We start from the raw sequence: 23392 nt of genomic DNA, 5'->3' as shown, positions 1-23392 counted from the left end.
TTATCGCAGCTTGAGGGTAGCCAGGCCGATCATGGCCAGCACGGCGGACACGATCCAGAAGCGGACGACGACGGTCGATTCCGCCCAGCCCAGCTTTTCGAAATGGTGGTGGATCGGCGCCATCAGGAAGACGCGCTTTTTCGTCAGCTTGAAATAGCCGACCTGGATCATCACCGACAGGGCTTCCATGACGAACAGGCCGCCGATGATGGCCAGCACGATCTCGTGCTTGACCGCGACCGCGACGGCGCCCAGGCCGCCGCCCAGGGCCAAGGAGCCCGTGTCGCCCATGAAGATCTTGGCGGGCGGCGCGTTGTACCACAGGAAACCCATGCCGCCGCCGATGATGGCGGCGCAGATGACCGCGACTTCGCCGGCGCCGGGCACGAATTCAACGATCAGGTATTTGGCGAAGACGAAGTTGCCGACCAGATAGCCGATCAGGGCGAAGGCGCCCGCCGCGATCATCACCGGCACGATGGCCAGCCCGTCCAGCCCGTCGGTCAGGTTGACGGCGTTCGACGCGCCGACGATCACCACGGCGCCGAAGATGATGTAGAAATAGCCGAGGTTGATCATCAGGTCCTTGAAGACCGGAACGACCAGTGAGGTCGACAGGTGCGGCGCCTCAGCCGGCTGCGGCGAGTAGTACATGACGACGAATACCGCGGCGATGGCGACGGCGAACTGCGCGATCAGCTTCTGGATCGAGGTCAGGCCGGCCGAGGTCTGCTTGGTCACCTTGGCGTAGTCGTCGATAAAGCCCAGCACGCCATAGGCCATGGTGACGCCGAACACGACCCAGGCCGCCGCCGAGTGCGGATTGGCCCACAGAATCGTGGCGACCGCGATGCCGGCCAGGATCATCAGCCCGCCCATGGTCGGCGTGCCTTTTTTGGTCAGCAGGTGCGATGCGGGGCCATCCTCGCGAATCGGCTGGCCCTTGCCCTGGCGGGCGCGCATCCAGCGGATGAAGCGCGAGCCCATGGCGACCGCGACGATGCCGGCGGTGATCATGGCCAGGAAGATGCGCACTGTCAGGTAGCGCATCAGGTTGATCAGCGGCCAGTGCTGGTGAAGGCTGGTGACGTGCTCGTACAGCAGGTAGAACATGGAGAGGCGTGGTCCTTCGCGGAACTTTTCTTATGCTGACAACAGCGCTTTTGCGATCAGCCCGGCCTTCGAGCCGTTCGACCCCTTTATCATGACTAGGTCGCCGGCGCGCAAGTCTTCTGTCACCGTGTTCGTCAAATCCGCGGCATTGGCGGCATAGCCGCCGCGCAACCCTTCCGGCAGCGCGTCCCACAGGTGTTTCATAAGGGGGCCGGCCAGATAGACGCGGTCGATATCGAGCGTGTCGATGGTGGCGGCCAGGCTCGCATGCAGCGCCGCCTCGTCGGGCCCGAGCTCAAGCATGTCGCTCAACACCACGACCTTGCGGCCCAGGCCCTTGTCGCGGTCGCCGAACGACTTCAGCGTGGCCGTCATCGACACCGGATTGGCGTTGTAGCTTTCATCGACAATGGTCAGTTCGCCGCCCTTGAACGGCTTCGACACCACCTTGCCGCGCCCCTCCAGCGTTGCGAAGCTTTCCAGCGCCAGCAGCGACGTATCGAGGTCGACATCGAGCGCTTCCAGCATCAAAAGTGTGGCCAGCGCATTGACCGCCTGATGCTTGCCGGTGTGGGACAGCGAGAAAAGGATGTCGCGGCCATGGAAGCGCGCGGCAATGCTGGCGCGGTCGCCATTGACGCGGTGCTCGGTCAGTTGCGCGTCGCAGCCGCCGTGTTCGCCGAAGGTGGCGACCAAAGCCCCCGCCGCCCGCGCCTGGCCCGACAGGTAGTCGAACCAGTTGTTGTCGGCGTTGAGCACGGCCAGGCCGCCGGGCAAGAGGCCATCGAAAATCTCGGCCTTGGCGCGCGCCACGCCCGCCTCGCCGTCCGGGAAGTTTTCGGTATGCACGGCGCCGACCGTGGTGATGGCGACGGCGTGCGGCGCGACGAATTCCGACAAGGGCGTGATTTCGTTGGCGTGGTTCATGCCGATTTCGAACACGGCGCGCTCGGTATCGCGCGGCATGCGGGCGAGCGTCAGCGGCACGCCGATATGGTTGTTGAAGCTCTTGACCGCCGAATGCGCCCGGCCCGCGCGCGTCAGGCCCTGCATGACCATCTGCGTCACCGAGGTCTTGCCGACGCTACCCGTCACCGCGCCGCGTCTGGCGTTCGGCGCCCGGTCGCGGGCGAACACGGCCAGGTCTTCCAGCGCCTTTTGCACGTCCGGCACCAGCAGGCACGGCCCGCCCTCGACCGGGCGGCGGGTGATCGCCACCGCCGCGCCCGACTGGAAGGCCATCGGCACGAAGTCATGGCCGTCGCGCACGCCCTTCAGCGCCAGGAAGATATCGCCCTGGGCCACCTGGCGGCTGTCGAAGGTGATGCCGGTGGCCTCGCTGGCCTGGCTTGATCGCCCCGTGAACGTGCCTCCGGTCGCTTGCGCCAGTTCGTCGAAGGTCCACAGGGCTGAAGTCATGTCGCGGAGTTCCGGAAATCAAAGAGGCGGTTATTGAAACCAAGTCGGGCGCGCGTGCAAGCCCTACTGCACCTTCGTCAGGGCGACAGTGAAGGTGCCGCGGTAATAGGCGCACTCATCGCGGCCGTTACGGTGCGGGAAGGTCCCTGAAATCACCACGTCCTGGCGGCCGTTCAGCGCTTCGATCGCGGGATAGACGGGGTCGGTCTTCTGCACCACCTGCTCCAACCGGACATGGCCGATATCGAAGGTAATGTCGACCGAACCGTTAACGGTCGAAACCTGGCTGTCGGCGATGGTGGCGCGCCAGCCGTCGAAGCCTTTCAAGGTTTCAAAGGCGTCACAGAAGCGCGCATAGGCTGCCTGATCGTTCGGAGCGGCGCGCACGGCGACGACAGCCTGGATCAATGCGGCCTGATCGGCAGGCGGGGCGGCGATAACCGCTACGGGTGCGGGCGGCGGCGAGGCTTCGGCCGGCTTTTCAGGCGCCTTCGAACAGGCGGCGCACAGCAGCAGGACGGGCAGGAACCGCTTCACCGCTCCAGCGCCTGCTTGACGACCGAAACGTCGTCGAACGGCAGGACCTTGGTGCCGACGATCTGGCCCTGTTCGTGCCCCTTGCCGGCCACGACGAGCACGTCGCCGGTCTTCAGGCCCGCTACCGCCTCGAAAATCGCCTGCTTGCGGTCGGCGATCTCGACAGCGCCCTTGCCCATGCCGGCCAGAACGTCCTTGCGGATTTCGGCAGCGTCCTCGGTGCGCGGATTGTCATCGGTGACGATGGCGCGGTCGGCCAGCCTGTCGGCAATGCCGCCCATCAGCGGACGCTTGCCGCGGTCGCGGTCACCGCCGCAGCCGAAGACGCAGACCAGCTTGCCCTGGGTATGCGGCCGCAGCGCCTTCAGCACCGTTTCCAGCCCGTCGGGCGTGTGGGCATAGTCGACATAGATTTCGGCGCCGTTGTTGCGCGATCCGACACGCTCAAGACGGCCCCGCGCGCCCTTCAGCTTTGACAAGGCATGAACGACGGCATCGACGTCCTCGCCGGCAGCGATGGCCAGGCCGGCGGCGACCAGGGCGTTCGACGCCTGAAACAGGCCGGCCAGCGGCAGCTTGGTCTCGTAGGCCTTGCCACGATATTCGAGATAGAGAATCTGGCCGTCGACGGTCAGGTCGCGACCCGTCATGCACAGGTGGCGCGAGCGCTCGCCGACGCTCATGACGTTCAGTCCCGACAGGATCGACATGGCGGCGAACGCGTTATAACTGTCGGAATCCGCGTTCAGGACAGCGGTCTTACCGCGTGGTAACAATTGTTCGAACAGGCGCAGCTTGGCCGTCCGGTAGGCATCCATCGTCGCATGATAGTCGAGATGGTCCTGGGTGAGATTGGTGAAGCCCGCTGCCGCCAGCGACACGCCGTCGAGGCGGCGCTGGTCGATGCCGTGGGAAGACGCTTCGAGCGCCAGGTGCGTCACGCCATTGGCCGCCATGTCGGCCAGGTGCCGGGCCAGGTCCGCCGCGTCGGGCGTGGTCAGGCCGGGACCCGTGACGGCGGTTTCGACGCCGTCCGGCGTCTGGGTCACGACGCCCAGCGTGCCCATGCTGGCCGATGTGTGGCCGAGCGTGCTGAATATCTGGCGGCAGAAGGTCGCCACGCTGGTCTTGCCGTTGGTACCGGTGACGGCGACACAGGTCCTGGGCTGACTGCCGTAGAAAGCCTTGGCGGCCAGGGCATAGGCGCGGCGCACGTCGCCGACCATGACCAGCTTGCCGGCGTCGAAACCGTCTATGCGCGTGTCCTCGGGCGCCAGCACGGCGGCGGCACCCTTGGCCAGGGCTTGCGGGATGAAGTCGCGGCCGTCGCTGACATTGCCCGGCAGGGCACAGAACAGCGTACCGGCGTCGACCTTGCGGCTGTCGGCGGTCACGCCGGAAATGATCGGATCGCTGTCGAGATCGCGGCGCAGGATGTCGGAAAGACGGGGCCCCCTTTGCATCAGTGGTCCTCCCCCGTCACGTCTTCGGAGGCCTGGATCGGCGCCTTGTCCCATTGCGGTGTGGTGAACTTGTCTTCCTTGCGCGCCACGCCCAGCATCGGCGCAATACGGTCGATGACCCGGCCCGCGACGGGAGCGGCAACAGCGCCGCCCAGGCGTCCGCCGTTACTCATCGGCGAACCATGGGGAGAATCGAACATAATCTGCACCAGGTAACGATCCCCATCGACCGGCCCATCGGTCGGGAAAACGGCTGCGAACGAAGAAATCAGATTCGTCGGATCATAGCCACCCCTGGCGGGTTTTTGTGCCGACCCCGTCTTGCCGCCGACGCGCAGGCCGGGCGCGTTGGCGCGGCCGCCGGTGCCCTTCAGCACGTTCTCGCGCATCAGTTCCAGCATGGTCTCAGAGGTTTGCGGCTTGAAGACGCGATTGCAGGTCAGCGGCTTGCCGTCGTACTTCTTGATGGTCAGCGGCCGCAGGCAACCGCCGTTCAGCACCGCGCCCGCCGCTTCGGCGTAGGACAGCGGCGTGATCGCCATGCCCTGGCCGAAGGCGGATTGCGCCAGGGTCAGCTGCGACCACTGCTTGGGATCGCGCGGATAGACGATCGGGCCGGCCGGCTCGGGAAGTTCGATATCGGCGTGGCGGAACAGGCCCAGCGCGTCGTAGTAGCGTGTCACGGCCTCCAGGCCGGCATTGAGCGCCACGCGCGACGTGCCGATGTTCGACGACTGGATGAACACGTCCTCAAGGCTGTAGAGCGGCGCCTTGTTGTGCATGTCGTGGATCTTGCGCGTGCCGATGACCAGGGGCTGGCTGACGTCGTAGGTCGAGTTCAGCGACGCCGTGCCGGTGTCGAGCCCGATGGCCAGCGACACCACCTTGAAGATCGAGCCGACTTCGTAGCGGTCGACGGCGGCGTGGTTGCGCTTGAAGGTTTCGGCATAGTTGCCCGGCTTGTTCAGGTCGAATTCCGGCCACGACGCCATGGCCAGGACCTCACCGGTGCGGACATTGGTGACGATGCCCGTGGCGCCGGCCGACTGGGTGTCGACCGCCATGGCGCGCAGCTCGTTTTCCAGCGCGCCCTGGACGCGCAGGTCCATGGCCACCTGGACCGGCTGGTTGGCGGCGGCGCCGTTGACGATATCGGTCTGGAACGCCTTTTCGACGCCCGACATGCCTTCGCCCGCCTTCTTGGTCATGCCGATATAAAAGGCGCCGGTCGTGCCCAGCGGATAGGCGCGCACGCGCTGCGCCTCGAAGGTGACGCCCGGCAGGCCGTAGTTCAGGATGCGGTCGCGGTCGGCCGCCGCCATCATGTTGACCAGCAGGGTGCGGCCACGGAATTTGAAAGCCTTGTCGAGCAGGTCCGGCGCCAATTGCGGGAATATCTGCTGGAGCGCGCCGCGCACATAGTCGCGGTCGGCCGCCGTCATATCGGTCGGATCGACGAACAGGTCGTAGTCGTTGACGTCGGTGGCCAGCAGTTCACCGTTGCGGTCGACGATCTGCGCCCGCGCCCCCGCCTGGCCGGTCATGGCGGCGATCTGGCTGGGTGAATTGAACAGTGACGCCTTGCCGGCGAAGACCATCAGGGCGACGTAAGCGGTCGACATGCCGAGCAGGATGGCGAAGATGCGCGTGCGCGCGCTCTTGGCCTTGACGCCGGTGGCATTGGCGCGTTCGAACGCATGTTCGACCTTCCAGACACGATCGGCAACCCATTGAAATCCCGACGAGGTCGAGCCGAAAAGCGAGGATCCGACCTTCATCGCGCCACCCCCGGCGTGAGCGGCGCGGCGCTGACCGCCGGAACGGCCGGCGCGGGCTTGTTACCGACGGAGATCAACGGATCGGCCGGCGCCTGCGCCACCACGGGCGCGGACGCGGCAGCGACCGGACGCGAGGTGGTGTGCGAGATTTCGCTTAGGGAATCGATCTGCGCCTCGTGGGCGGCCTCGACCGGCTTCATGTTGAGATAGGACTTGGCCAGGGCCTCGAGACGCGACGGGCGCTCCAGCTGGGCGACACGGATCTTCAGCGCATCGACGGCCGTGCTTTCGTCGGCGATCTGCTGGTCCAGCTGGTTCATGTGCTTGATGTCCTCGCCTTCGCGCGCCTTGGACAGGCACACCCAGAAGATCATGGCCAAGGCCAGCCCCAGGCCGATCAGCTCGATCAGTCGGAACCCGCGAACGCGTTGTTCGAACAGGGCGGTTATGGCTCTCATGAAAAACTCCTGGACCGGGAGGTACGCTTTACTAAAGGGGAAGACGCCGCATCCGTGCGGCGGACCGCGCGCAGCTTTGCTGAGCGGGCGCGGGGATTGGCTGTGAGTTCGGCTTGCGACGGCGCGACCGCCTTCGGGGTAACCAGGGCGTAGACGGGCGTGGCCGCCTTCGCGGTTTGCGGGGCATGGCGCGAGCCCCCTGGCACCTTGCCGGCGCGTTCGTTGAAAAAGGTCTTTACGATACGGTCTTCCAGCGAATGGAAGGTCACCACCGCCAGCACGCCACCGGGCTTGAGAAGGCTTTCGGCGACGTCGAGCGCGCGTTCCAGCTCACCCAGCTCGTCATTGACCGCGATGCGCAGGCCCTGGAAGGTACGGGTCGCCGGATGGACGGGCGCGCCGCGGCGTCCGCCCAGCGCCCGCTCCACGACTTCGGCCAGGTCGAGCGTGCGTTCGAACGGGCGTTCCTCGCGCCGGCGGACGATGGCGGAGGCAATGGCGCGCGACTTGTGCTCCTCACCGTAGAGCCACAGGACATGGGCGATGTCGTCCTTGTCGTCCTCGTTGACGATGTCGGCGGCGCTGCGGCCATCGGCGCTCATCCGCATGTCCAGAGGCCCGTCGCGCATGAAGGAAAAGCCGCGCTCGGCCTCGTCGAGCTGCATCGACGACACGCCGATATCGAGCACGATGGCGTCGCACGTTTCATGGCCCAGCTCTTCCAGGCCCTCGCGCATCTCGGAGAAACAGCGGTTGACCCACTGGAAGCGGTCGGGGAATTCGGATTTCAGCGCCTCGACGTAAGGCTTGACGCGAATGTCGCGGTCGAAGGCCACGACGCGGGCGCCGCTTTCCAGGAAGGCGCGCGAATAGCCGCCGGCGCCAAAGGTACCGTCGACCACCAGCCGGTCCCTGATGTCGCCGAGCGACGCCAGGACTTCGGGCAGCAGGACCGAGATGTGCGGGGTTTGTCCAGCGGGCGTTTCTGCGGTCATTGCAGCCCCCCGCTCGCCATGGCTTCGTCGACCAGGCGCGCCTGGTCGTCGGCATAGGCGGCATAGGCGCGCGGCTCCCAGATCTGGAACGACGTCCCGAGACCCGTCAGCAGGACCTCACCCGTCAGGCCGAAGCGTTCGCACAAGGCTTCCGGCAGCGTGACCCGTCCGGCCGTGTCGAAGCCAAGCCGGTGCATCGACGCGTAAAAGCGGTGCTCCAAAGCCTTGCGGGTCGGTGACAGGGGGGGATGCTGGTTGATCACGTCACGATAGGTGGCAAAAAACGCCGCCCCTCCGCATTCGAGACACGACGCGTTGATGGCGGCAAAACAATAGAGGCCTTCGAAAGGGTCGACGTCGGGATGAGGCTGCATGGCGCAGGCACGGAAATCCTGCGGGACCAGAAGCCGCCGTTTGGAATCCAGCTGTTTCTCGTGGGTTGAGAGAAACACCCCGACCTCAGGTCATACTGACCTGCTCCCTGCCGATACTTCAGCGCCGGTCGGGTCCTTCGGATCGTCCCTGGCGCGTCTGTCTTTAGGGTTAACATGGGATTAAATGGGATGCAATGACTCTGGATGACACCAAGCCGGGATTCTTCAGAGCTATACCCGGAAAAGGAAACATATACACAGAACATACACAGAACAACTTCATCGCCGTCACGACGTTATTTCAACAAATCATGCTGAATGAAAAGTAAACGGGAGCGCTGCCAATTAACCGTCCGTAGAAAAACAGGGCGGCAGCACGCTACGGATGAGCCGATGAGGCTGGCTTCCGCCGGCGATTGCCTTGATCGCCGCTGGCAGGGGCGACTGCCCGCCGCGACCTGTCCTCAAGAAGCGAACCGGGCCGCCGTGCGGCGGCGCCTGAGCTGAAAAAACGAATACCATCCGTCATGCTTATGACCGATGGCATGAGGACCAGACGGCCTGTAAGCCGGGTTCTGTCCGGCCCGAAGGCCGTGGCGATCATTCCTCTTGGCCGCCCGTTGCCGGACGGCTCACGCAACCTACCCGAACGGTCCGGGGCGGCAATGCCCTGCAGCCCGAAGGCTGCGCGCCGTTCCTATTTGGTCTTGCTCCTGGCGGGGCTTGCCGTGCCGCTTACGTTACCGCAAGCGCGGTGCGCTCTTACCGCACCCTTTCACCCTTACCCTGCACGCAGGGCGGTTTGCTTTCTGTGGCGCTATCCCTGGGGTCACCCCCGGCGGGCGTTACCCGCCGCCATATTGCCGTGGAGCCCGGACTTTCCTCGAGGAAGCAAGCTTCTCCCGCGATCGCCCGGCCGTCTGGTCCTGCCGGCACATGTGCGCGGTTTGGCCAGAAAGATCAAGCGAAGATCAGGCGAAGATCAGGACGCTTCGCGGTCGCCGTCGCGGATCGAGCCGATGACGACGCACAGCCAGCCCAGCATGGTCAGGACGCCGCCGATCGGCGCCAGCGGTCCCGCCACCACATGGCCGGCCACGACATGCCCGGTGATTTCGGCGGCGAACAGGCCGCTGCCAGCCAGCAGAAGGGCCAGGGCCGCGCGCTTGTAGATGCCCGAAAAGCGCGTCTGCAATGCCACCGCCATAACGGCCGGCGCGTGGAACAGCAGGAACTGGCCGCCCGTCGAGGCGATGCCGTTCTCAGGCGGATGCCCGCCCATGGCCAGCAGGATCACGCCCCACAGGCCCCAGGCGCCCGCCAGGGCAAAGGTCAGGCGGCTCTCTTTCGATTTGATGTCCGCCATCTCAGGCCTCCATGAGGGAAATGTGACGCAGCAGCGCCATAAGGGTCACCCGCAGGCGCGCATCGGCCATGCCTTCGAGCGCGGTGCCGACCTGGTCGGGCAGCCAATGGCGCTGGAAGGCCGTCACGATGGTCGCCGTCTCGGCGTCATAGGGCCCGCCGGCCAGGATGTTGTAGCCGAGCTTGCCGAGCGCCGCCTGCAGCGAAAAGACGCCAAGACCGGTGTCTTCCGGACCGAGCGGCGGCCCCATCGTGCCTTCGGGCGGCATGTCGGGCGTGACCCACAGGCCGTGGCCGTGCTCGGCCAGGGTCTGCCACGGGAAGCGCTCGCCCGGGTCTTCCTTGCGCTCGGGCGCGATGTCGGAATGGCCAAGAATGCGATGGTCCGGAATATCCCACCGGCCGCGCACGGCGTCGAGCACACCGATGACGGCGTCGATCTGGGGTGCGGGAAAGTCGCGATAGCCGAATTCATGGCCGGGATTGACGATCTCGATGCCGATCGAGGTGTCGTTCAGCCCGGTCTCGCCCTTCCAGTACGATACGCCGGCGTGCCAGGCGCGGCGCTCTTCCGGCACCAGCCGATAGACGCTGCCGTCTTCGTCGACGCAATAATGCGCCGAAACCTCGGCCGTGGGGTCGCACATGCGCTCCAGCGCGGCCTTGCCCGTACGCATTCCGGTATAGTGCAGCACCACCATGTCGGGCGGCGCCTTGCGTTCGTTGAAATTGGGAGACGGCAGTTCGATAAGGCTCATAGCCTTCGTTTAGCCCAGCCCGATCCGGTTAGTAAACCCGCCAGCCGGAGCCTTGCTTGCGCGCCTCATAGACGCCCTTACCGTTATCGCGGCGATTGTCGCGCTGCGAACGGACGAAGATGCGGGCGGGCGTACGGAAGAGGCAGCTGGCCAGCGCCAGAAGACCGCCGGCAATGACGCCGACCACGGCCACCGAGGCGGCAAAGACAAACAACAGCGCGAGGCCAGCCAGGATACCGAGGCCGAGAAGCGACATCGAAGCCACATAGAGGATGCGCGACGTCAGATTACGACGGCGCACCTGACCCCAGGGGCGATAGCTCAACTTCAACGACGCGAAAGACGGCTTGTTTGTCATACTCTTGAACCTTGGACGGAAGGGCCAATACTCGGCCTTCGTTGCAACAGATTGGCACGACCCCTGATTTCGTCAACCTCATCATCAGGAAACGGGCGAAATTTTAATTTTTTTTAAATCATACCTGCTCGTTTTTTTGCCGGCCTTGCAAATCAGCAACGCAAACCATCACATTGCCGTGTGTTCGACCTCCGGATGATCCGGCGTACGGTCCTGGACCCGCTCACGCATGACGATGTCGAAGGCGTGGTTGATGCGCGCCGTCTTGGCCGTATAGACGGCCTCGAACTCGATCGGCAGTCCGCGGGCCCGGATGCGGTCGGGGTGGACCTCGCTGAGGGCGGCACGGCGGGCGCGGCGAATATCCTCGTCCGACGCATCGGGCGCGACGCCCAGGATTTCGTAAGGATCGTCGGCGTCGGGCGTGACATAGCCGGCGCGGATACGGCGATAGGCACCGCTGCCCAGCCCGAACAGGCGGGCCACAGTTTCGAGATAGGTCTCTTCCTCGTGGCTGAGATAGCCGTCCGCCACGGCGATATGGAACAGGCCTTCCAGCACGTCTTCCAGGATTTGCGGGCAGGAACTGTAACGCTTGGCCAGGCGCTTGGCATAGGACTCGAAACCCAGCGAGGTCTGGCGCGCCAGGTCATAAAGGCGCAGCACGTCGCGGCGCGCACCATCCTCCGGCATGAAGACGTGAAGGAAGGCGCGCTGCTCGACATCGTGAGCGAAGCCGTCGGCCATGGCCAGCTTGGCGCCCAGCGCCGTCACGGCCGTCGCGAACGCAGGATCGGCACCCGGCGGCCCCTTGGGGCACTCCACGCATTCGGCGGCATCGAACGTCCGCACCGCCATACGCGCCAGGTTTTTCCAGAAATTCACGCGCACCTCCAAAGCCTGCAAAGGCTTATACAGCAATTGTGTCGCTCTGTGGGCTTAAGTTTTGGTAACCTGCGGTGTCCTGAATTCCGGTAAGTCCAGTGTCTCAATCGCGACGGCCCGGCGGGAACCGGAAGGAAAAGATTGCAAACACAATCATTTATGGCAAATTGCGGCAAATGCCGGAACGATCTCCGGTAGCCTTGGGGGCGAAAATGCGTTTCAAACTGTTTGCGGTCACGGCCACCATGGCCATGGCCTTGTCGTGCGCCGCCGGAGCGCAAACATCTGTGCCGGAACCGGCTCCCGGGCCAGCCCCTGAGCCGAATATTCCGCCGCCCCCGATCCTGGTGCCGCCCGTGCCGCGGGACTCGGCGTCCCCCGCGCCGTCGGTCAAGCCGAACCTGAAGAACGCCACAGTATACATCTACTCCTACCTCGACCTGCGCGAAGACCACTTCGGCAGCGACATGCTGGACAAGGTCGATTCCAAGCTGACAAATGGCCTGAAGGCGCTGGACGTCTCGGCGAAAATCGTGCGCTACAAGAGCACGGAGGTCTACCAGCAGAGCCTGGCGGACGACGAATACAAGGCCACCAACAGGGATGTGTCGAACGGCTTCAGGGAATCGGGGGCCGTTCCGGTCCAGAAAGTCATCGCCGAAAAGCAGGTCGACGAAATCGCCTCCGGTGCGAAATACCGTCTGATCGTCTTTCCCAAAGCCTTCACCAGTTCGGGCGCGTGGCGCTTCTATACGGTAACATGGACGCTGTACGACACCGCCACGAACCGGAAGGTCTGGTCGCACGCCTATGACGGCAGGGACATGATCTGGTGGCGCGAGACTGAAAACGCCGAAGGCCGGTCCCAGAAGATGGTCGACGCCTTTATCGGGGCGCTCACCCTGGACGGACTGGTGCAGTAGGCGTCCGCGCCGGCGCCGGCGGCACAAGGATATAAAAAAGCCGGATTTGCTTGTCTTATCCCGGATAACGCCACCTTGCCATCAGGCGGGGTCGCAACCTATAGTCCGGCAGCACAAAAGCGGAGTTTCCCTTGCGCCTTTCGACCCCGACCGTCCTGATCCTCGGCGCCTGCGTGGCCGCCCTGAGCTTCGCCGCCGCCGGCGACGCGAAGACGTCCCGTCACAAGGCAAAGGCCAAGCCCGCCGCAGCCGCTCCGGCGACACCGTCGCAGGTCGACGAAGAAACCGGGCTGCACATTCCGACCATCCAGGACGCGCCGGCCGACGACTATCAGCGCGTGGCCTGGTGCCATGGCGTGCTGTCGGGTGACATGGAGCTGGCCGAGCAGATCGCCCCGCTGGAGCCGGTCGACGACAGCATTCAGGCCATTGGCCGCTCGTACCTGCGCGCCTATGAGGCTGCCCTGACCCTGTCGGGCAAGGGCAAGACCGAGGACGGCCACGCCCAGGCCGACAAGGCCCGTCAGGCGGGCTATGACGGCTGGGCCGAGGTGCGCAAGGCGGACATGAAACAGGCCGCCTATGCCTACGACACCTGGCAATTGCCGGGCGAATGCGAACACGCGGCCGTGCGCCTGTCGGGCCACCCCAACCTGTTCGGTGAAATGGCGACGGACGACGAGGCCAAGGCGATCGAGGCCGCGCTCAATTCCGGCGGCCCGCACAATTACAACGAACTGCCCAAGCCCAAGCTGACGGCCGACAAGGCGCCGGTGGACTCCGACGGCCCGATTACGACGAATACGCTGGCCAAGCGCGCCCGCCAGGCGCAGGACCTGCCGCAGGCGCAGTCAGGGGCGAGTTCTTCGTCTTCGAGTTCGTCGGACGGCAAGTAATTATACCTCCCCGTTTTCGTAGAAAATGGGGAGGGCGGGGCGGCCCGTGCCGACCGCACGACTGAACCATTGCGGAAGCAATGGTGAAGGAGATGTGGTGGTGGGGTTTCTTGCTTCTTTTGCTCCGAAGCACCTGAAAAAGTAAGCAAGAAACCCCACCACCACCCTTCGCTAACGCTACGGGCGGTCCCCCTCCCCATCGCTTCGCGACGGGGAGGTACAAAACTACGGAATGTAGTTGAGAATCGGACTTAACCACCGCTCGGCCTCCTCGACCGTCCAGCCCTTGCGGCGGGCATAGTCCTCGACCTGGTCCTTCTCGATCTTGCCGACGCCGAAATAGTGCGCCTTGGGATGCGCGAAATAGAGCCCCGACACGGACGCCGGCGGCGTCATGGCCAACGACTCCGTCAGTTCCATCCCCGTCCGCGACCGCGCGTCCAGCAGATCGAACAGCGCCCACTTTTCCGTATGGTCAGGCTGGGCAGGATAGCCCGGCGCCGGGCGGATGCCCTTGTACTTCTCCCCGATCAGGCCATCGAGATCGAGATCTTCGTCCGCCGCATAGCCCCACAGTTCGCGGCGCACGCGCTTATGCAGCGCTTCGGCAAAGGCTTCGGCCAGGCGGTCGGCCAGGGCCGTCGCCAGGATGGCGTTGTAATCGTCGCCCTTTTCCTTGAACTGACGCGCTATTTCCATCTCGCCGTGGCCGGCGGTAACGGCAAAACCGCCGATCCAGTCGGGCGTGCCCTTCGGCGCGATGAAGTCCGACAGCGCCAGATTGGCCTGGTCGGCACGCGCCTTCTTCATCTGCTGGCGCAGGGTATGGAAGGTGGCGATGCTCTGCGACCGCGTCTCGTCCGCGTACACTTCGATATCGTCGTCGTCATTGGCGTTGGCCGGCCAGAAGCCGACGACGCCGCGCGCCTCGAACCACTTTTCATCGAGGATGCGCTTCAGCATGGCCTGCGCATCGGCATAGAGCCCGCGCGCCGCTTCGCCGACGATGTCGTCTTCCAGGATGGCCGGGAACCGCCCCGCCAGCTCCCAGGTCGCGAAGAACGGCGTCCAGTCGATATGGGCCGCCAGGTCGTCGAGATCATAGGGCGAGAAGGTCTTCAACCCCAGGAAGGCCGGACGAACAGGCGGCTCGGCGGCGAAGTCGATCCGGTAGCGGTTGCCGCGCGCCTCAGCCAGGGTTGATCGCGGCTGCGAATTGCCCTTGCCGTAGGCCGCCCGCACGCGGTCGTAATCCGCCTTGGTCGCCTCGACGAAGGTGTCGCGTTCGGTTTCGGACAACAGGTTCGACACCACGCCGACGGCGCGGCTGGCATCCAGCACATAGACGACCTGATTGTTGGCATAGCCCGGCTCTATCTTGACCGCCGTATGCGTCTTCGATGTCGTCGCCCCGCCGATCAGCAGCGGAATATCGAAGCCCTGGCGCTGCATTTCGCGCGCCACGAAGACCATCTCGTCGAGCGACGGCGTGATCAGGCCCGACAGGCCGATCATGTCGACCTTGTGCTTCTTCGCTTCCTCAAGGATGCGGTCGGCCGGCACCATGACGCCCAGGTCGATGACCTCGTAATTGTTGCACTGGAGCACGACGCCGACGATGTTCTTGCCGATATCGTGGACGTCGCCTTTGACGGTCGCCATCAGCACCTTGCCGGCGGCCTTGTGCTCGCCGCCGTCCTTCTCGGCCTCCATGAAGGGCATGAGGTAGGCGACGGACTGCTTCATGACGCGGGCGGATTTGACGACCTGCGGCAGGAACATCTTGCCCGAACCGAACAGGTCGCCGACGACGTTCATCCCGGCCATCAAGGGGCCTTCGATGACGTGCAGCGGACGCGCCGCAGCCTTGCGCGCTTCTTCCGTGTCGGCGTCGATGAATTCGGTAATGCCATGGACCAGGGCGTGCTTCAGACGGTCCTCGACGCTGCCTTCGCGCCACGCCAGGTTGGCCACCTGGACCTGCCCCTTTTCGCCCTTGTACCTGGGCGCCAGGTCGACCAGGTATTCGGTATTCGACACATTGTGACGCTGGGGCCGGTTGAGGATAACGTCCTCGACCGCCTGGCGCAGCTCGGCATCGATATCGTCATAGACCGGCAGATCGCCGGCATTGACGATGCCCATGTCCATGCCCGCCTGGATGGCGTAATACAAAAAGACGGAGTGGATGGCCCGGCGCACCGGCTCGTTGCCGCGGAAGCTGAACGACACGTTCGACACGCCGCCCGACACGCGGGCGAACGGCAGAGCCTTCTTGATCGCGCGCGTGCCTTCGATGAAGTCGACGGCGTAGTTGTCGTGCTCCTCGATGCCCGTCGCCACGGCGAAGATGTTCGGATCGAAGATGATGTCCTCGGGCGGAAAGCCGACCTCATCGACCAGGATCTTATAGGCGCGCGTGCATATCTCGACCTTGCGGGCGGCGGTATCGGCCTGGCCGACCTCGTCGAAGGCCATGACGACGACGGCGGCGCCGTATTTCAGGCATTCACGGGCGTGGTGGCGAAAGGTGTCCTCGCCCTCCTTCATCGATATCGAATTGACGATCGCCTTGCCCTGGACGCACTTCAGCCCGGCCTCGATGACCTCCCATTTCGACGAGTCGATCATCACCGGCACGCGCGCGATATCGGGTTCCGCCGCCAGCAGATTCAGATAGGTGCGCATGGCCTGGACGGAATCGAGCAGGCCTTCATCCATATTGATGTCGATGACCTGCGCGCCGGCCTCGACCTGCTGGCGCGCCACGCTCAAGGCCTCGGGGTAGTTGCCCTCGACGATCAGCTTGCGGAACTTGGCCGAGCCCGTGACATTGGTGCGTTCGCCGATATTGATAAAGGTAGGGGTCACTTGCCTGCTCTTTTGACGGCCAGATCGATCTGGCCGTTCAGGAATTCGATGAAGTCGAGGCCTTCGGCCTTCAGCGACTTCGGGTATAGCGAGGCCTTGGTCAGGCCCGGCAGGGTGTTGGTTTCGAGATAGACCGGGCCCTTGTCCGAAACGATAAAGTCCGAACGCGAATAGCCGCGGCACGACAGCGCCTTGTGGGCCGCGATCGCCAGGCGCTGCAGTTCGGCGTTGATTTCGGGGGCGAAGCGCGCCGGGCAGATTTCCTGCGTGGCGGCGGCAATGTACTTGCTGTTGTAGTCGAAGGCGCCGGTCGCCGGAATGATCTCGACCGGCGGCAGGGCGATCAATGTGCCGTCGGCCTGTTCCAGCACGCCGCAGGTCGCTTCCGGGCCGGTGATGAAGGGCTCGATGACGTAAGGCATGGTCGCGGATTCGCGGCGCACGGCGGCGATGTCCTGCGACGAGTTGACGAAGATCAGCCCGAAGCTCGACCCGTCCTGCGAGGGCTTGGCCACCAGCTTGCCATGCTCGGCAAAGGCCTCCTCGATGTCGTCGAGCGCCACGGTGGCGGGCGATCCCACGCCGGCGATGCGTGCGAACAGCTTGGCCGCCGTCTTGTCGAAGGCCAGGTGCGACGCCGCCGAACCCGAACCGGTGAAGGGCACGCCGCGCATTTCGGCCAGGACCTGGAACTCGCCGTTCTCGGCCGACCCGCCGTGCAGCGCCAGGACCAGCACGCGGTCCTCGGCCGCCGCCCGGTCCATCGCCTGATCGATCGTGCCGAGACGCGCGCCATCGGCGGCGAATTCGACCTCGAACGGTTTGGTGTGACCGTGCAATGCCTCACGCGTCGTCTCGCGCACGCTGCCATCGGCCGCCCAGAACCACAGGTCGGCGTCCGGCAAGGCATCGGCCACAGCCTGGGCCGAGGCGACGGAGACAAGGCGTTCGCGGCTCAGGCCGCCGAAAAGGATGGTCGTGCGCATGGAGACTCCGGCCGCGCTAAATCTATAGCGCGGTGTTTAGAACAGGCCGGGAAACGGGGGAAGGCTTTTTCTCAGCTCAGTTCAAACGGTTCCAGCCCGGCCAGGCGCAAAGCCTTCGGACGATCGGGAATCGCCCGCGGCGCCACCCCCCTCACCTCGTCGGCGACGTGCTGGATATGGTCCGGCGTCGTGCCGCAGCAGCCGCCGAGGATGTTGACGATGCCGTCCTTCGCCCATTCGTGCAACTCGTGCGCCGTCTCGTGCGGCTGCTCGTCGTACTGGCCCATGGCGTTGGGCAGGCCGGCATTGGGATAGGCCGCGACCAGGCAGTCGGCGATGCGCGCCATTTCGGCGATATGCGGACGCATCAGGTCGGCGCCGAGCGCGCAGTTGAAGCCGATGGCGAACGGCTTGGCGTGCTTGACAGAGTTCCAGAAGGCTTCCGCCGTCTGGCCCGACAGGGTGCGGCCCGACCGGTCGGTGATCGTGCCCGAAATCCAGATCGGCAGATGCTCCAGGCCTTCGTCTTCCAGGTCCATGATGGCCTTGATCGCCGCCTTGCAGTTCAGCGTGTCGGTAATGGTCTCGATCAGGTAGAGGTCGACGCCGCCTTCGTTGAGCGCCCTGATCTGCTGGCGATAGGCTTCGTAGACTTCGTCGAAGGTCACCGAACGCGCGCCGGGATCGTTCACGTCCGACGACATGGAGAGCATCTTGTTGAGCGGCCCGATCGAGCCGGCGGCGAAGCGCGGCTTCGACGGTTCCTTTTCCGTCCAGCGGTCGGCGGCGGCGCGGGCCAGCCTGGCGCCTTCGAGATTGATGTCCCAGACGGCCTGGGCATCCAGCTTGTAGTCGTCCTGGGCGATCGTCGTCGCCGAGAAGGTGTTGGTCTCGGAAATATCGGCGCCGGCGCCGAAATACTGGTCGTGCAGGTCGGCGATGATGTCCGGCCGTGTCAGGCACAGGATATCGTTATTGCCCTTGAGCTGGACGCCATGATGCGTAAAGCGCGTGCCCCGGAAATCGTCCTCGTCGAGGCCGCGGCGCTGGATCATCACGCCCCACGATCCGTCGAGGATCAGGATGCGCTCCTTCGCTGCAGCCTTCAGCAGGGCGATACGGTCGGCACGGGTGGTCATCGGGTCTGCTCCAGGGTCAGGGCGGCGTAGAAGTCGGATTCCGACTTCGCGGCCAATGCCGGCAGGGCTTTCGGGTCGACAAAGGCGTCGGCCTTGCCTGCCTGCAGGTTTTGGTACTTGGCTTCCATGCCGGCGGCTTCGGGCTGGCCGGCCAGAAGCACGTCGGCCTTCAGGGTCTTCAGGGTGGCGAAGGTCTTCTGGTAGTCCTCGACTATATGAGGATAGGCGTTGTTGCCGACAAGGACATTGCCGGCGACCGAGGCCGATCCGAAGAAGACCACACGCACCTTTTTGCCGGCGATCTTCGAGTCCATCGTCCAGGTCGTGTCGCCGCGCGTATGGCCGGGCGTGAACACCGCCGTCAGCGTCACCCCGCCCAGCTTGACTTTTGCGTCGCCGTCATTGAGCACGCGGTCGACGGCGACCGGCGCGAACGTCCCCGGGCCATCATGGTTCTCGCCGACGTGGACGCCGTTTTCCAGGCCGTAGCGGTCGCCGCCGCTGGCGATGAACTGCGCCCCCGTATCCTTCTTCAGCTGCGCCATGCCGCCGACATGGTCGCGCAGGGCCTGCGTTTCCAGCAGATAGCGCACGTCCTTAAGCTTGAAGCCCAGCGTCTGGATATTGGCTTCGACCAGCCGGACGCCGTCCTTCGTGCCGGAATCGATGACGATCAGCCCCTGGTCGGTCTCGACCAGGTAGACGCCGATGCCCTGGGTACCGACAGAGTAGATGTTTTCACTGATCCGGTACGGCGCATGCGGACTGTCGATATCGGTCGCCGGTACCGCGAGCTTCGTATTGGAGGCCAACAGCAAAGCCGCCGCCAGAATGGTTATCATGCCGCTTCCTTTACTCCCAGAATGCGGCAGATAGCATAGACCAGGTCAGCCCTGTTCAGTGTGTAGAAATGGAAATCTTTGACGCCTTCGCGCTCCAGTTCCAGACATAATTCGACCGCCACGGCCGAGGCCAGGAGCTTGCGCGTATCGGCGTCGTCGTCGAGCCCGGCGAACAGCTCTTCCAGCCAGCCTGGAATGGCGGCCTCGCAGGCGGCGGCCATGCGGCGCAGGCCCTTGAAATTGGTCACCGGCATGATGCCGGGGGTCAGCTCGATCTTGATGCCCGCGTCGGCGACCGCGTCGCGGTAGCGCAGGAAGGTCTCGGCCTCGAAGAAGAACTGGCTGATGCCGCGCGTGGCCCCGGCATCGACCTTTTGCCGCAGGACGTCGAGGTCGAAGTCGAGCGACGGCGACTGCGGGTGCTTTTCCGGATAGACGCCGACGCTGACCTCGAAATCGCCGATGCGCTTGATGGCCTGGGTCAGTTCGGTGGCGTTATGATAGCCGTCGTTGCGCGGCGTATAGTCGCCGAAACCCGAAGGCGGATCGCCGCGCAGGGCCACGATATGGCGCACGCCGGCGTCCCAATAGGCCTGTATGACCTCGTCGACCTCGTCGCGCGACGCCTCGACGCAGGTCAGGTGCGCGGCGGGCTTGAGCTTGGTTTCGTCGAGGATGCGCTTGACGGTGCGGTGGGTGCGTTCGCGCGTCGAGCCGCCGGCGCCATAGGTCACCGACACGAAGCTTGGGCTGAGCGGTGCCAGGCGTTTGATCGACGTCCACAGGGTCGCTTCCATCTCCTCCGTCTTCGGCGGAAAGAATTCAAAGGAGATACGCACGTCGCGGCCGCCTTCGGCCAGCGAACGGGCGATGGGGGCCAGGTGCGGGGTCTTGCTGATTACGGGCGTCATGGTCGAATCTTAGGATTTGGTGGCGAGCCAGATGCGGACGGTCAGTCCGGTCTCTGTTTTGGGCGGCAGGCTGAGCGACGATTTAAGCTTGAGGCCGGCAGCGTCGAGCCAGGCCGCCATGTCTTCGTCGAGCATGCCGAGGCGGCGGTGCTGGTACTGCTCGCGCATGATTTCGAGATCATGGTGCGCGAAATCGACGATCAGCAGGCGGCCGGACGTCTCGAGCAGACGCCCGGCTTCGGCGACGGCGCGCGCAGGATCGCTGAGGAAGTGCAGCACCTGGTGGACGATGACCAGATCGGCAGAGGCCGCCGGCAAGCGCGTATCGTAAATGTCGCCGTGGCGCAGGTCGGCGGTCTTCAGGCCCGCGTCGAACACCTTGGCGCGGGCGACATTCAGCATGTGCTGCGACAGGTCGAGCCCGATGGCCGTCTCGGCGCGGCCGGCCAGCACTTCGAGCATGCGGCCGGACCCCGTGCCAAGGTCGACCAGATGACGATAGGGCGCGTCGCCCAGGGCCTTCTGAATGGCCGCCTCGACATCGTGTTCCGAGACGTAGTGGCTGCGGATCTCGTCCCACTTGGGCGCGATGGTTTCGAAATAGCCCTCGGCCGAACGGCGGCGCGACTGACGCACGGCGTCGAGCGCGGCCAGATCGGTCGGCAGAGCGTCGCCCAGCAGCTTCAGGATGGCGTCGACCAGCGGGCGCACCGACGGATCGGCCGACAGGCGGTAGAAGACCCAGGCGCCGTCAGGGAAGCGTTCGATCAGCCCGGCCTCGCTCATCAGCTTCAGGTGGCGCGAGATGCGCGGCTGGCTCTGGTCGAGGATCGACACCAGCTCCATGACCGACAGCTCCTCACGCGCCAGAAGGCGCAGCAGACGCAGGCGCGTCGGCTCACCAGCCGCGCGCAGGGCGTCGAGAAGTCCATCGAAATCAGCGGGAACGGTTTCCATATAATCATATAAAGATATCTTTATATGATTGGCAAGACATTTGTTTATGAGAGAATATCCGGCCTTGCCGTAAACGAGGAGGGCCGAAACATTTACACTGCCCGGGCTTTGGGGCCGCAAATTTGCCGGACACCCTGCGTCATGCCGCCGCATGGTGACAGATTTACAGACACCTATATAGTGGCCATGATTTCTGGCAAGGACAGCTCCATGGCCCGTGAAGGCGTCAGTCTCACTACAGCGCTCGGGCGCGGCATGCGCCGCAAGTGCCCTTGCTGCGGCAAGGCTTCGGCTTTCCGCGGATATCTCAAGATCGTCGATGCCTGCCCGGCCTGCGAAACGCCGCTAAGCCTCTATCCGTGCGACGACGGCCCCGCCTATGTCACCATGCTGCTGGTCGGCCATCTGGTCATCGCCCCGGCCTTCCTGCTGCACATCTTCTACACCTATCCGCTCGAAGTCGTGCTGCCGACCATGGTGATGTCGATGGCGGTGCTGACCCTGGTCCTGCTGCCCTTCGTCAAGGGCGCCTTCCTCAGCCTGCTCTGGTATCTGAACCTCAAGGCCGTGCGTTAACGCCGATTTCGCGAAACCGTCATTTGACTTGTCGCCCGTCAGGCGCATTCTCCCGTTGCTTTTCAGCACTAAGATCTTTGCTTGGCCGCGATGTTCCGACATCGCTAAACGGGAGGTTAGTCATGGCTCACAAGTTTGAAATCCGCAAGAACAAGGCGGGCGAGTTCGTTGCGTACTTCACCTACAACGGCGAAAGCATCTTCTGGACCGAGGGCTACAGCTCGAAGGCTTCGGCCCGGAACGCCATCGAATCGATCAAGAAGAACGGGCCGGCCGCCGAGGTCGAAGACACGACCCTGACCGCCGACGCCTGACACTTCAATTTCGCGCCCGATTTCGCACAAAAAAAGCGGCTCTCTTGCGAGGGCCGCTTTTCTTTTTTTGACTGGAAGGGATCAGCCCATCTGAACCGCGTCGCGGATCAGGGCGATGGAGCCCACCGACTCTTCGGTGCATTCCATCGACAGGCGGTCGATCTCTTCCTGGGCATAGGCGCGCATCAGCTGGGCGGCCTGGGGCGACAAGGCCATCAGGGTCCGCGTGGAAGCGCGTGCCAGCGCCAGTGCAGCGTCGGCGTCAACAAGGTTGGCAGTATCCCGGGCTACTGCCAAAGCATAAAGACGCGAGGCTACATTCGGGGAGGAATCAGCCATCATTTTCTTCTTGGACATGGAAAGGTGAATACGAAAAAACTACGGAATCCGGCACGACAAACACACAGGCGCGACCGGAGTACTCAACGCAAGGGGTACTCAATTGAGCGTCTATATATGCAAATGATTGCAAAAAGGCCAGACTATACAGTTTTACCACTTTGAGCGGCCACCGGTGTCATGACATTGTAATACATGGCTTTCTTGATCCAGCGCGCAAAATATAATCAAGATTCCATAAAAATAGCACAAATTTTGCGTGATACCGCTACCAAAATCGACAATATTTCAAGATATGGGAAATTAATGCGTGATCTGTGGAAAACCGTGGAAGCGCTACCATATGTCCGGTTTTTTGCAATCTTATGAAAGACTTGACGGGCGCCCTGAAACGCAAAACGCCCATCCGGAGGACCGGATGGGCGCTGAATGGCAAACGCGAGGGGAAGGCTTAGCCGACCTTCTGGGCCAGGCGTTCCTGGCCTTCGCGGATGATCTGGGCGGCGGCCTCGGGCTCGACCCAGCCGATGACCTTGGTGTCCTTGCCCTTTTCCAGGTCCTTGTAGTGCGCGAAGAAGTGCGTGACCTGTTCGATGAAGATCTGCGGCATCTGACGATAGCTGGCCACGTTCGTGTAGAAGGGGTGCAGCTTGTCGACCGGCACGGCCAGGATCTTTTCGTCGCGGCCGGCTTCGTCTTCCATGACCAGGGCGCCGATCGGGCGGACGCGGATGACCACGCCCGGATAGACCGGGGTCGGGCCGACGACCATCACGTCGCAGGGATCGCCGTCATCGGCCAGCGTGTGCGGAATGAAGCCGTAGTTACCCGGATAAAACATCGAGGTGTAGAGGAAGCGGTCGACGAACAGCGCGCCCGAGTCCTTGTCCATCTCGTACTTCACGGGCATGCCGCCCTGCGGAATCTCGATAATGGCGTGGACGTCCCACGGAGCGTTGGGGCCAACGGAAATCTTGTCGATATTCATATGTTTCTTGGATCGATAATAGATGGTTCAGTGCAAGATGGCGCCTTCATAAGCGTCCGCGGTCTTTCGCACAAGCGAAGAAAATACAAAAAGTATTTTCACTCTACACATTCAGCCCTGACACGATAAAAAGGGCGCAGTGCACGC

General features: G+C 63.9%; 24 protein-coding genes and 1 other RNA gene. 4 read left to right on the top strand and 21 right to left on the bottom strand.

What is annotated here, in order from left to right; genetic code table 11:
- From mraY to AB8717_RS03150, 13 genes are all read right to left on the bottom strand, one after another.
- A complete protein-coding gene (mraY, locus tag AB8717_RS03210; RefSeq protein ID WP_443749591.1) occupies positions 1 to 1113 on the bottom strand; it encodes a phospho-N-acetylmuramoyl-pentapeptide-transferase in 1113 nt (370 codons plus the stop codon).
- Positions 1114 to 1143: 30 nt separating this feature from the next.
- Positions 1144 to 2532 (bottom strand): UDP-N-acetylmuramoyl-tripeptide--D-alanyl-D-alanine ligase, encoded by a 1389-nt coding sequence (locus AB8717_RS03205; protein ID WP_443749590.1) that lies wholly within the window; start codon positions 2530 to 2532, stop codon positions 1144 to 1146.
- 63 nt (positions 2533 to 2595) lie between these two features.
- Positions 2596 to 3069 (bottom strand): hypothetical protein, encoded by a 474-nt coding sequence (locus tag AB8717_RS03200; protein WP_443749589.1) that lies wholly within the window; start codon positions 3067 to 3069, stop codon positions 2596 to 2598.
- Positions 3066 to 4532 (bottom strand): UDP-N-acetylmuramoyl-L-alanyl-D-glutamate--2,6-diaminopimelate ligase, encoded by a 1467-nt coding sequence (locus AB8717_RS03195; protein WP_443749588.1) that lies wholly within the window; start codon positions 4530 to 4532, stop codon positions 3066 to 3068. Before AB8717_RS03195 ends, AB8717_RS03200 begins: the two co-directional genes overlap by 4 nt.
- Positions 4532 to 6310 (bottom strand): peptidoglycan D,D-transpeptidase FtsI family protein, encoded by a 1779-nt coding sequence (locus tag AB8717_RS03190; RefSeq protein ID WP_443749587.1) that lies wholly within the window; start codon positions 6308 to 6310, stop codon positions 4532 to 4534. The genes AB8717_RS03195 and AB8717_RS03190 overlap by 1 nt, the downstream gene beginning before the upstream one ends.
- The gene (gene ftsL, locus AB8717_RS03185) at positions 6307 to 6768 is read right to left on the bottom strand and encodes a cell division protein FtsL (protein ID WP_443749586.1); all 462 of its coding nucleotides are present in this window, start codon (positions 6766 to 6768) and stop codon (positions 6307 to 6309) included. The genes AB8717_RS03190 and ftsL overlap by 4 nt, the downstream gene beginning before the upstream one ends.
- Positions 6765 to 7763, bottom strand: coding sequence for a 16S rRNA (cytosine(1402)-N(4))-methyltransferase RsmH (rsmH, locus tag AB8717_RS03180; RefSeq protein WP_443749585.1), 999 nt, complete (start codon positions 7761 to 7763; stop codon positions 6765 to 6767). Before rsmH ends, ftsL begins: the two co-directional genes overlap by 4 nt.
- Entirely contained in the window at positions 7760 to 8215 is a 456-nt protein-coding gene (locus tag AB8717_RS03175) for a division/cell wall cluster transcriptional repressor MraZ (RefSeq protein WP_443749584.1), read from the bottom strand. The genes rsmH and AB8717_RS03175 overlap by 4 nt, the downstream gene beginning before the upstream one ends.
- A 470-nt stretch (positions 8216 to 8685) precedes the next feature.
- Positions 8686 to 9061, bottom strand: an RNA gene (gene rnpB, locus AB8717_RS03170) — RNase P RNA component class A.
- A 58-nt stretch (positions 9062 to 9119) separates the two neighbouring features.
- A complete protein-coding gene (locus AB8717_RS03165) occupies positions 9120 to 9503 on the bottom strand; it encodes a DUF423 domain-containing protein (protein WP_443749583.1) in 384 nt (127 codons plus the stop codon).
- A gap of 1 nt (position 9504) precedes the next feature.
- Positions 9505 to 10260, bottom strand: a complete 756-nt coding sequence (locus tag AB8717_RS03160) for a peptidoglycan recognition protein family protein (protein WP_443749582.1) — start codon at positions 10258 to 10260, stop codon at positions 9505 to 9507.
- Between the two features lie 28 nt (positions 10261 to 10288).
- Positions 10289 to 10618, bottom strand: a complete 330-nt coding sequence (locus AB8717_RS03155) for a hypothetical protein (protein ID WP_443749581.1) — start codon at positions 10616 to 10618, stop codon at positions 10289 to 10291.
- Between the two features lie 168 nt (positions 10619 to 10786).
- Entirely contained in the window at positions 10787 to 11503 is a 717-nt protein-coding gene (locus AB8717_RS03150; protein WP_443749580.1) for a TerB family tellurite resistance protein, read from the bottom strand.
- Positions 11504 to 11715: 212 nt separating this feature from the next.
- On the opposite strand from AB8717_RS03150, the gene AB8717_RS03145 reads away from it, so the two are divergent.
- Positions 11716 to 12426, top strand: coding sequence for a hypothetical protein (locus AB8717_RS03145; protein WP_443749579.1), 711 nt, complete (start codon positions 11716 to 11718; stop codon positions 12424 to 12426).
- A gap of 131 nt (positions 12427 to 12557) precedes the next feature.
- Positions 12558 to 13322, top strand: a complete 765-nt coding sequence (locus AB8717_RS03140; RefSeq protein ID WP_443749578.1) for a hypothetical protein — start codon at positions 12558 to 12560, stop codon at positions 13320 to 13322.
- 225 nt (positions 13323 to 13547) lie between these two features.
- Here AB8717_RS03140 and metH read toward each other — a convergent pair whose 3' ends face one another.
- The 6 genes from metH to AB8717_RS03110 all read right to left on the bottom strand — a co-directional run bounded on the left by metH (position 13548) and on the right by AB8717_RS03110 (position 21028).
- A complete protein-coding gene (gene metH, locus AB8717_RS03135) occupies positions 13548 to 16193 on the bottom strand; it encodes a methionine synthase (RefSeq protein WP_443749577.1) in 2646 nt (881 codons plus the stop codon).
- Positions 16190 to 17179 carry a D-alanine--D-alanine ligase family protein gene (locus tag AB8717_RS03130; RefSeq protein WP_443749576.1) on the bottom strand — a complete coding sequence of 330 codons (990 nt, stop codon included), beginning with the start codon at positions 17177 to 17179 and terminating at the stop codon, positions 16190 to 16192. Before AB8717_RS03130 ends, metH begins: the two co-directional genes overlap by 4 nt.
- 71 nt (positions 17180 to 17250) lie before the next feature.
- Positions 17251 to 18318: a homocysteine S-methyltransferase family protein gene (locus tag AB8717_RS03125; RefSeq protein WP_443749575.1), complete on the bottom strand. Its 1068-nt coding sequence runs from the start codon at positions 18316 to 18318 to the stop codon at positions 17251 to 17253.
- Positions 18315 to 19160 (bottom strand): subclass B3 metallo-beta-lactamase, encoded by an 846-nt coding sequence (gene bla / locus AB8717_RS03120; RefSeq protein WP_443749574.1) that lies wholly within the window; start codon positions 19158 to 19160, stop codon positions 18315 to 18317. Before bla ends, AB8717_RS03125 begins: the two co-directional genes overlap by 4 nt.
- Positions 19157 to 20071 carry a methylenetetrahydrofolate reductase [NAD(P)H] gene (metF, locus tag AB8717_RS03115; protein ID WP_443749573.1) on the bottom strand — a complete coding sequence of 305 codons (915 nt, stop codon included), beginning with the start codon at positions 20069 to 20071 and terminating at the stop codon, positions 19157 to 19159. The genes bla and metF overlap by 4 nt, the downstream gene beginning before the upstream one ends.
- 9 nt (positions 20072 to 20080) lie before the next feature.
- The gene (locus AB8717_RS03110; RefSeq protein WP_443749572.1) at positions 20081 to 21028 is read right to left on the bottom strand and encodes an ArsR/SmtB family transcription factor; all 948 of its coding nucleotides are present in this window, start codon (positions 21026 to 21028) and stop codon (positions 20081 to 20083) included.
- Between the two features lie 210 nt (positions 21029 to 21238).
- Between AB8717_RS03110 and AB8717_RS03105 the strand changes: the two genes are divergently transcribed.
- Together AB8717_RS03105 and AB8717_RS03100 are read left to right on the top strand one after the other, a co-directional pair.
- Positions 21239 to 21604 (top strand): DUF983 domain-containing protein, encoded by a 366-nt coding sequence (locus tag AB8717_RS03105; RefSeq protein WP_443749571.1) that lies wholly within the window; start codon positions 21239 to 21241, stop codon positions 21602 to 21604.
- A 122-nt stretch (positions 21605 to 21726) separates the two neighbouring features.
- The gene (locus AB8717_RS03100) at positions 21727 to 21918 is read left to right on the top strand and encodes a YegP family protein (protein ID WP_443749570.1); all 192 of its coding nucleotides are present in this window, start codon (positions 21727 to 21729) and stop codon (positions 21916 to 21918) included.
- Positions 21919 to 21999: 81 nt separating this feature from the next.
- Here AB8717_RS03100 and AB8717_RS03095 read toward each other — a convergent pair whose 3' ends face one another.
- Entirely contained in the window at positions 22000 to 22134 is a 135-nt protein-coding gene (locus AB8717_RS03095; protein ID WP_443749569.1) for a hypothetical protein, read from the bottom strand.
- A 574-nt stretch (positions 22135 to 22708) separates the two neighbouring features.
- A complete protein-coding gene (gene ppa / locus AB8717_RS03090) occupies positions 22709 to 23245 on the bottom strand; it encodes an inorganic diphosphatase (RefSeq protein ID WP_443749568.1) in 537 nt (178 codons plus the stop codon).
- Positions 23246 to 23392 lie beyond the last annotated feature (147 nt).

This window comes from Asticcacaulis solisilvae (assembly GCF_052327315.1).
Classification (GTDB): domain Bacteria; phylum Pseudomonadota; class Alphaproteobacteria; order Caulobacterales; family Caulobacteraceae; genus Asticcacaulis; species Asticcacaulis solisilvae_B.
This window is presented reverse-complemented; position numbering and strand designations above follow the sequence as displayed.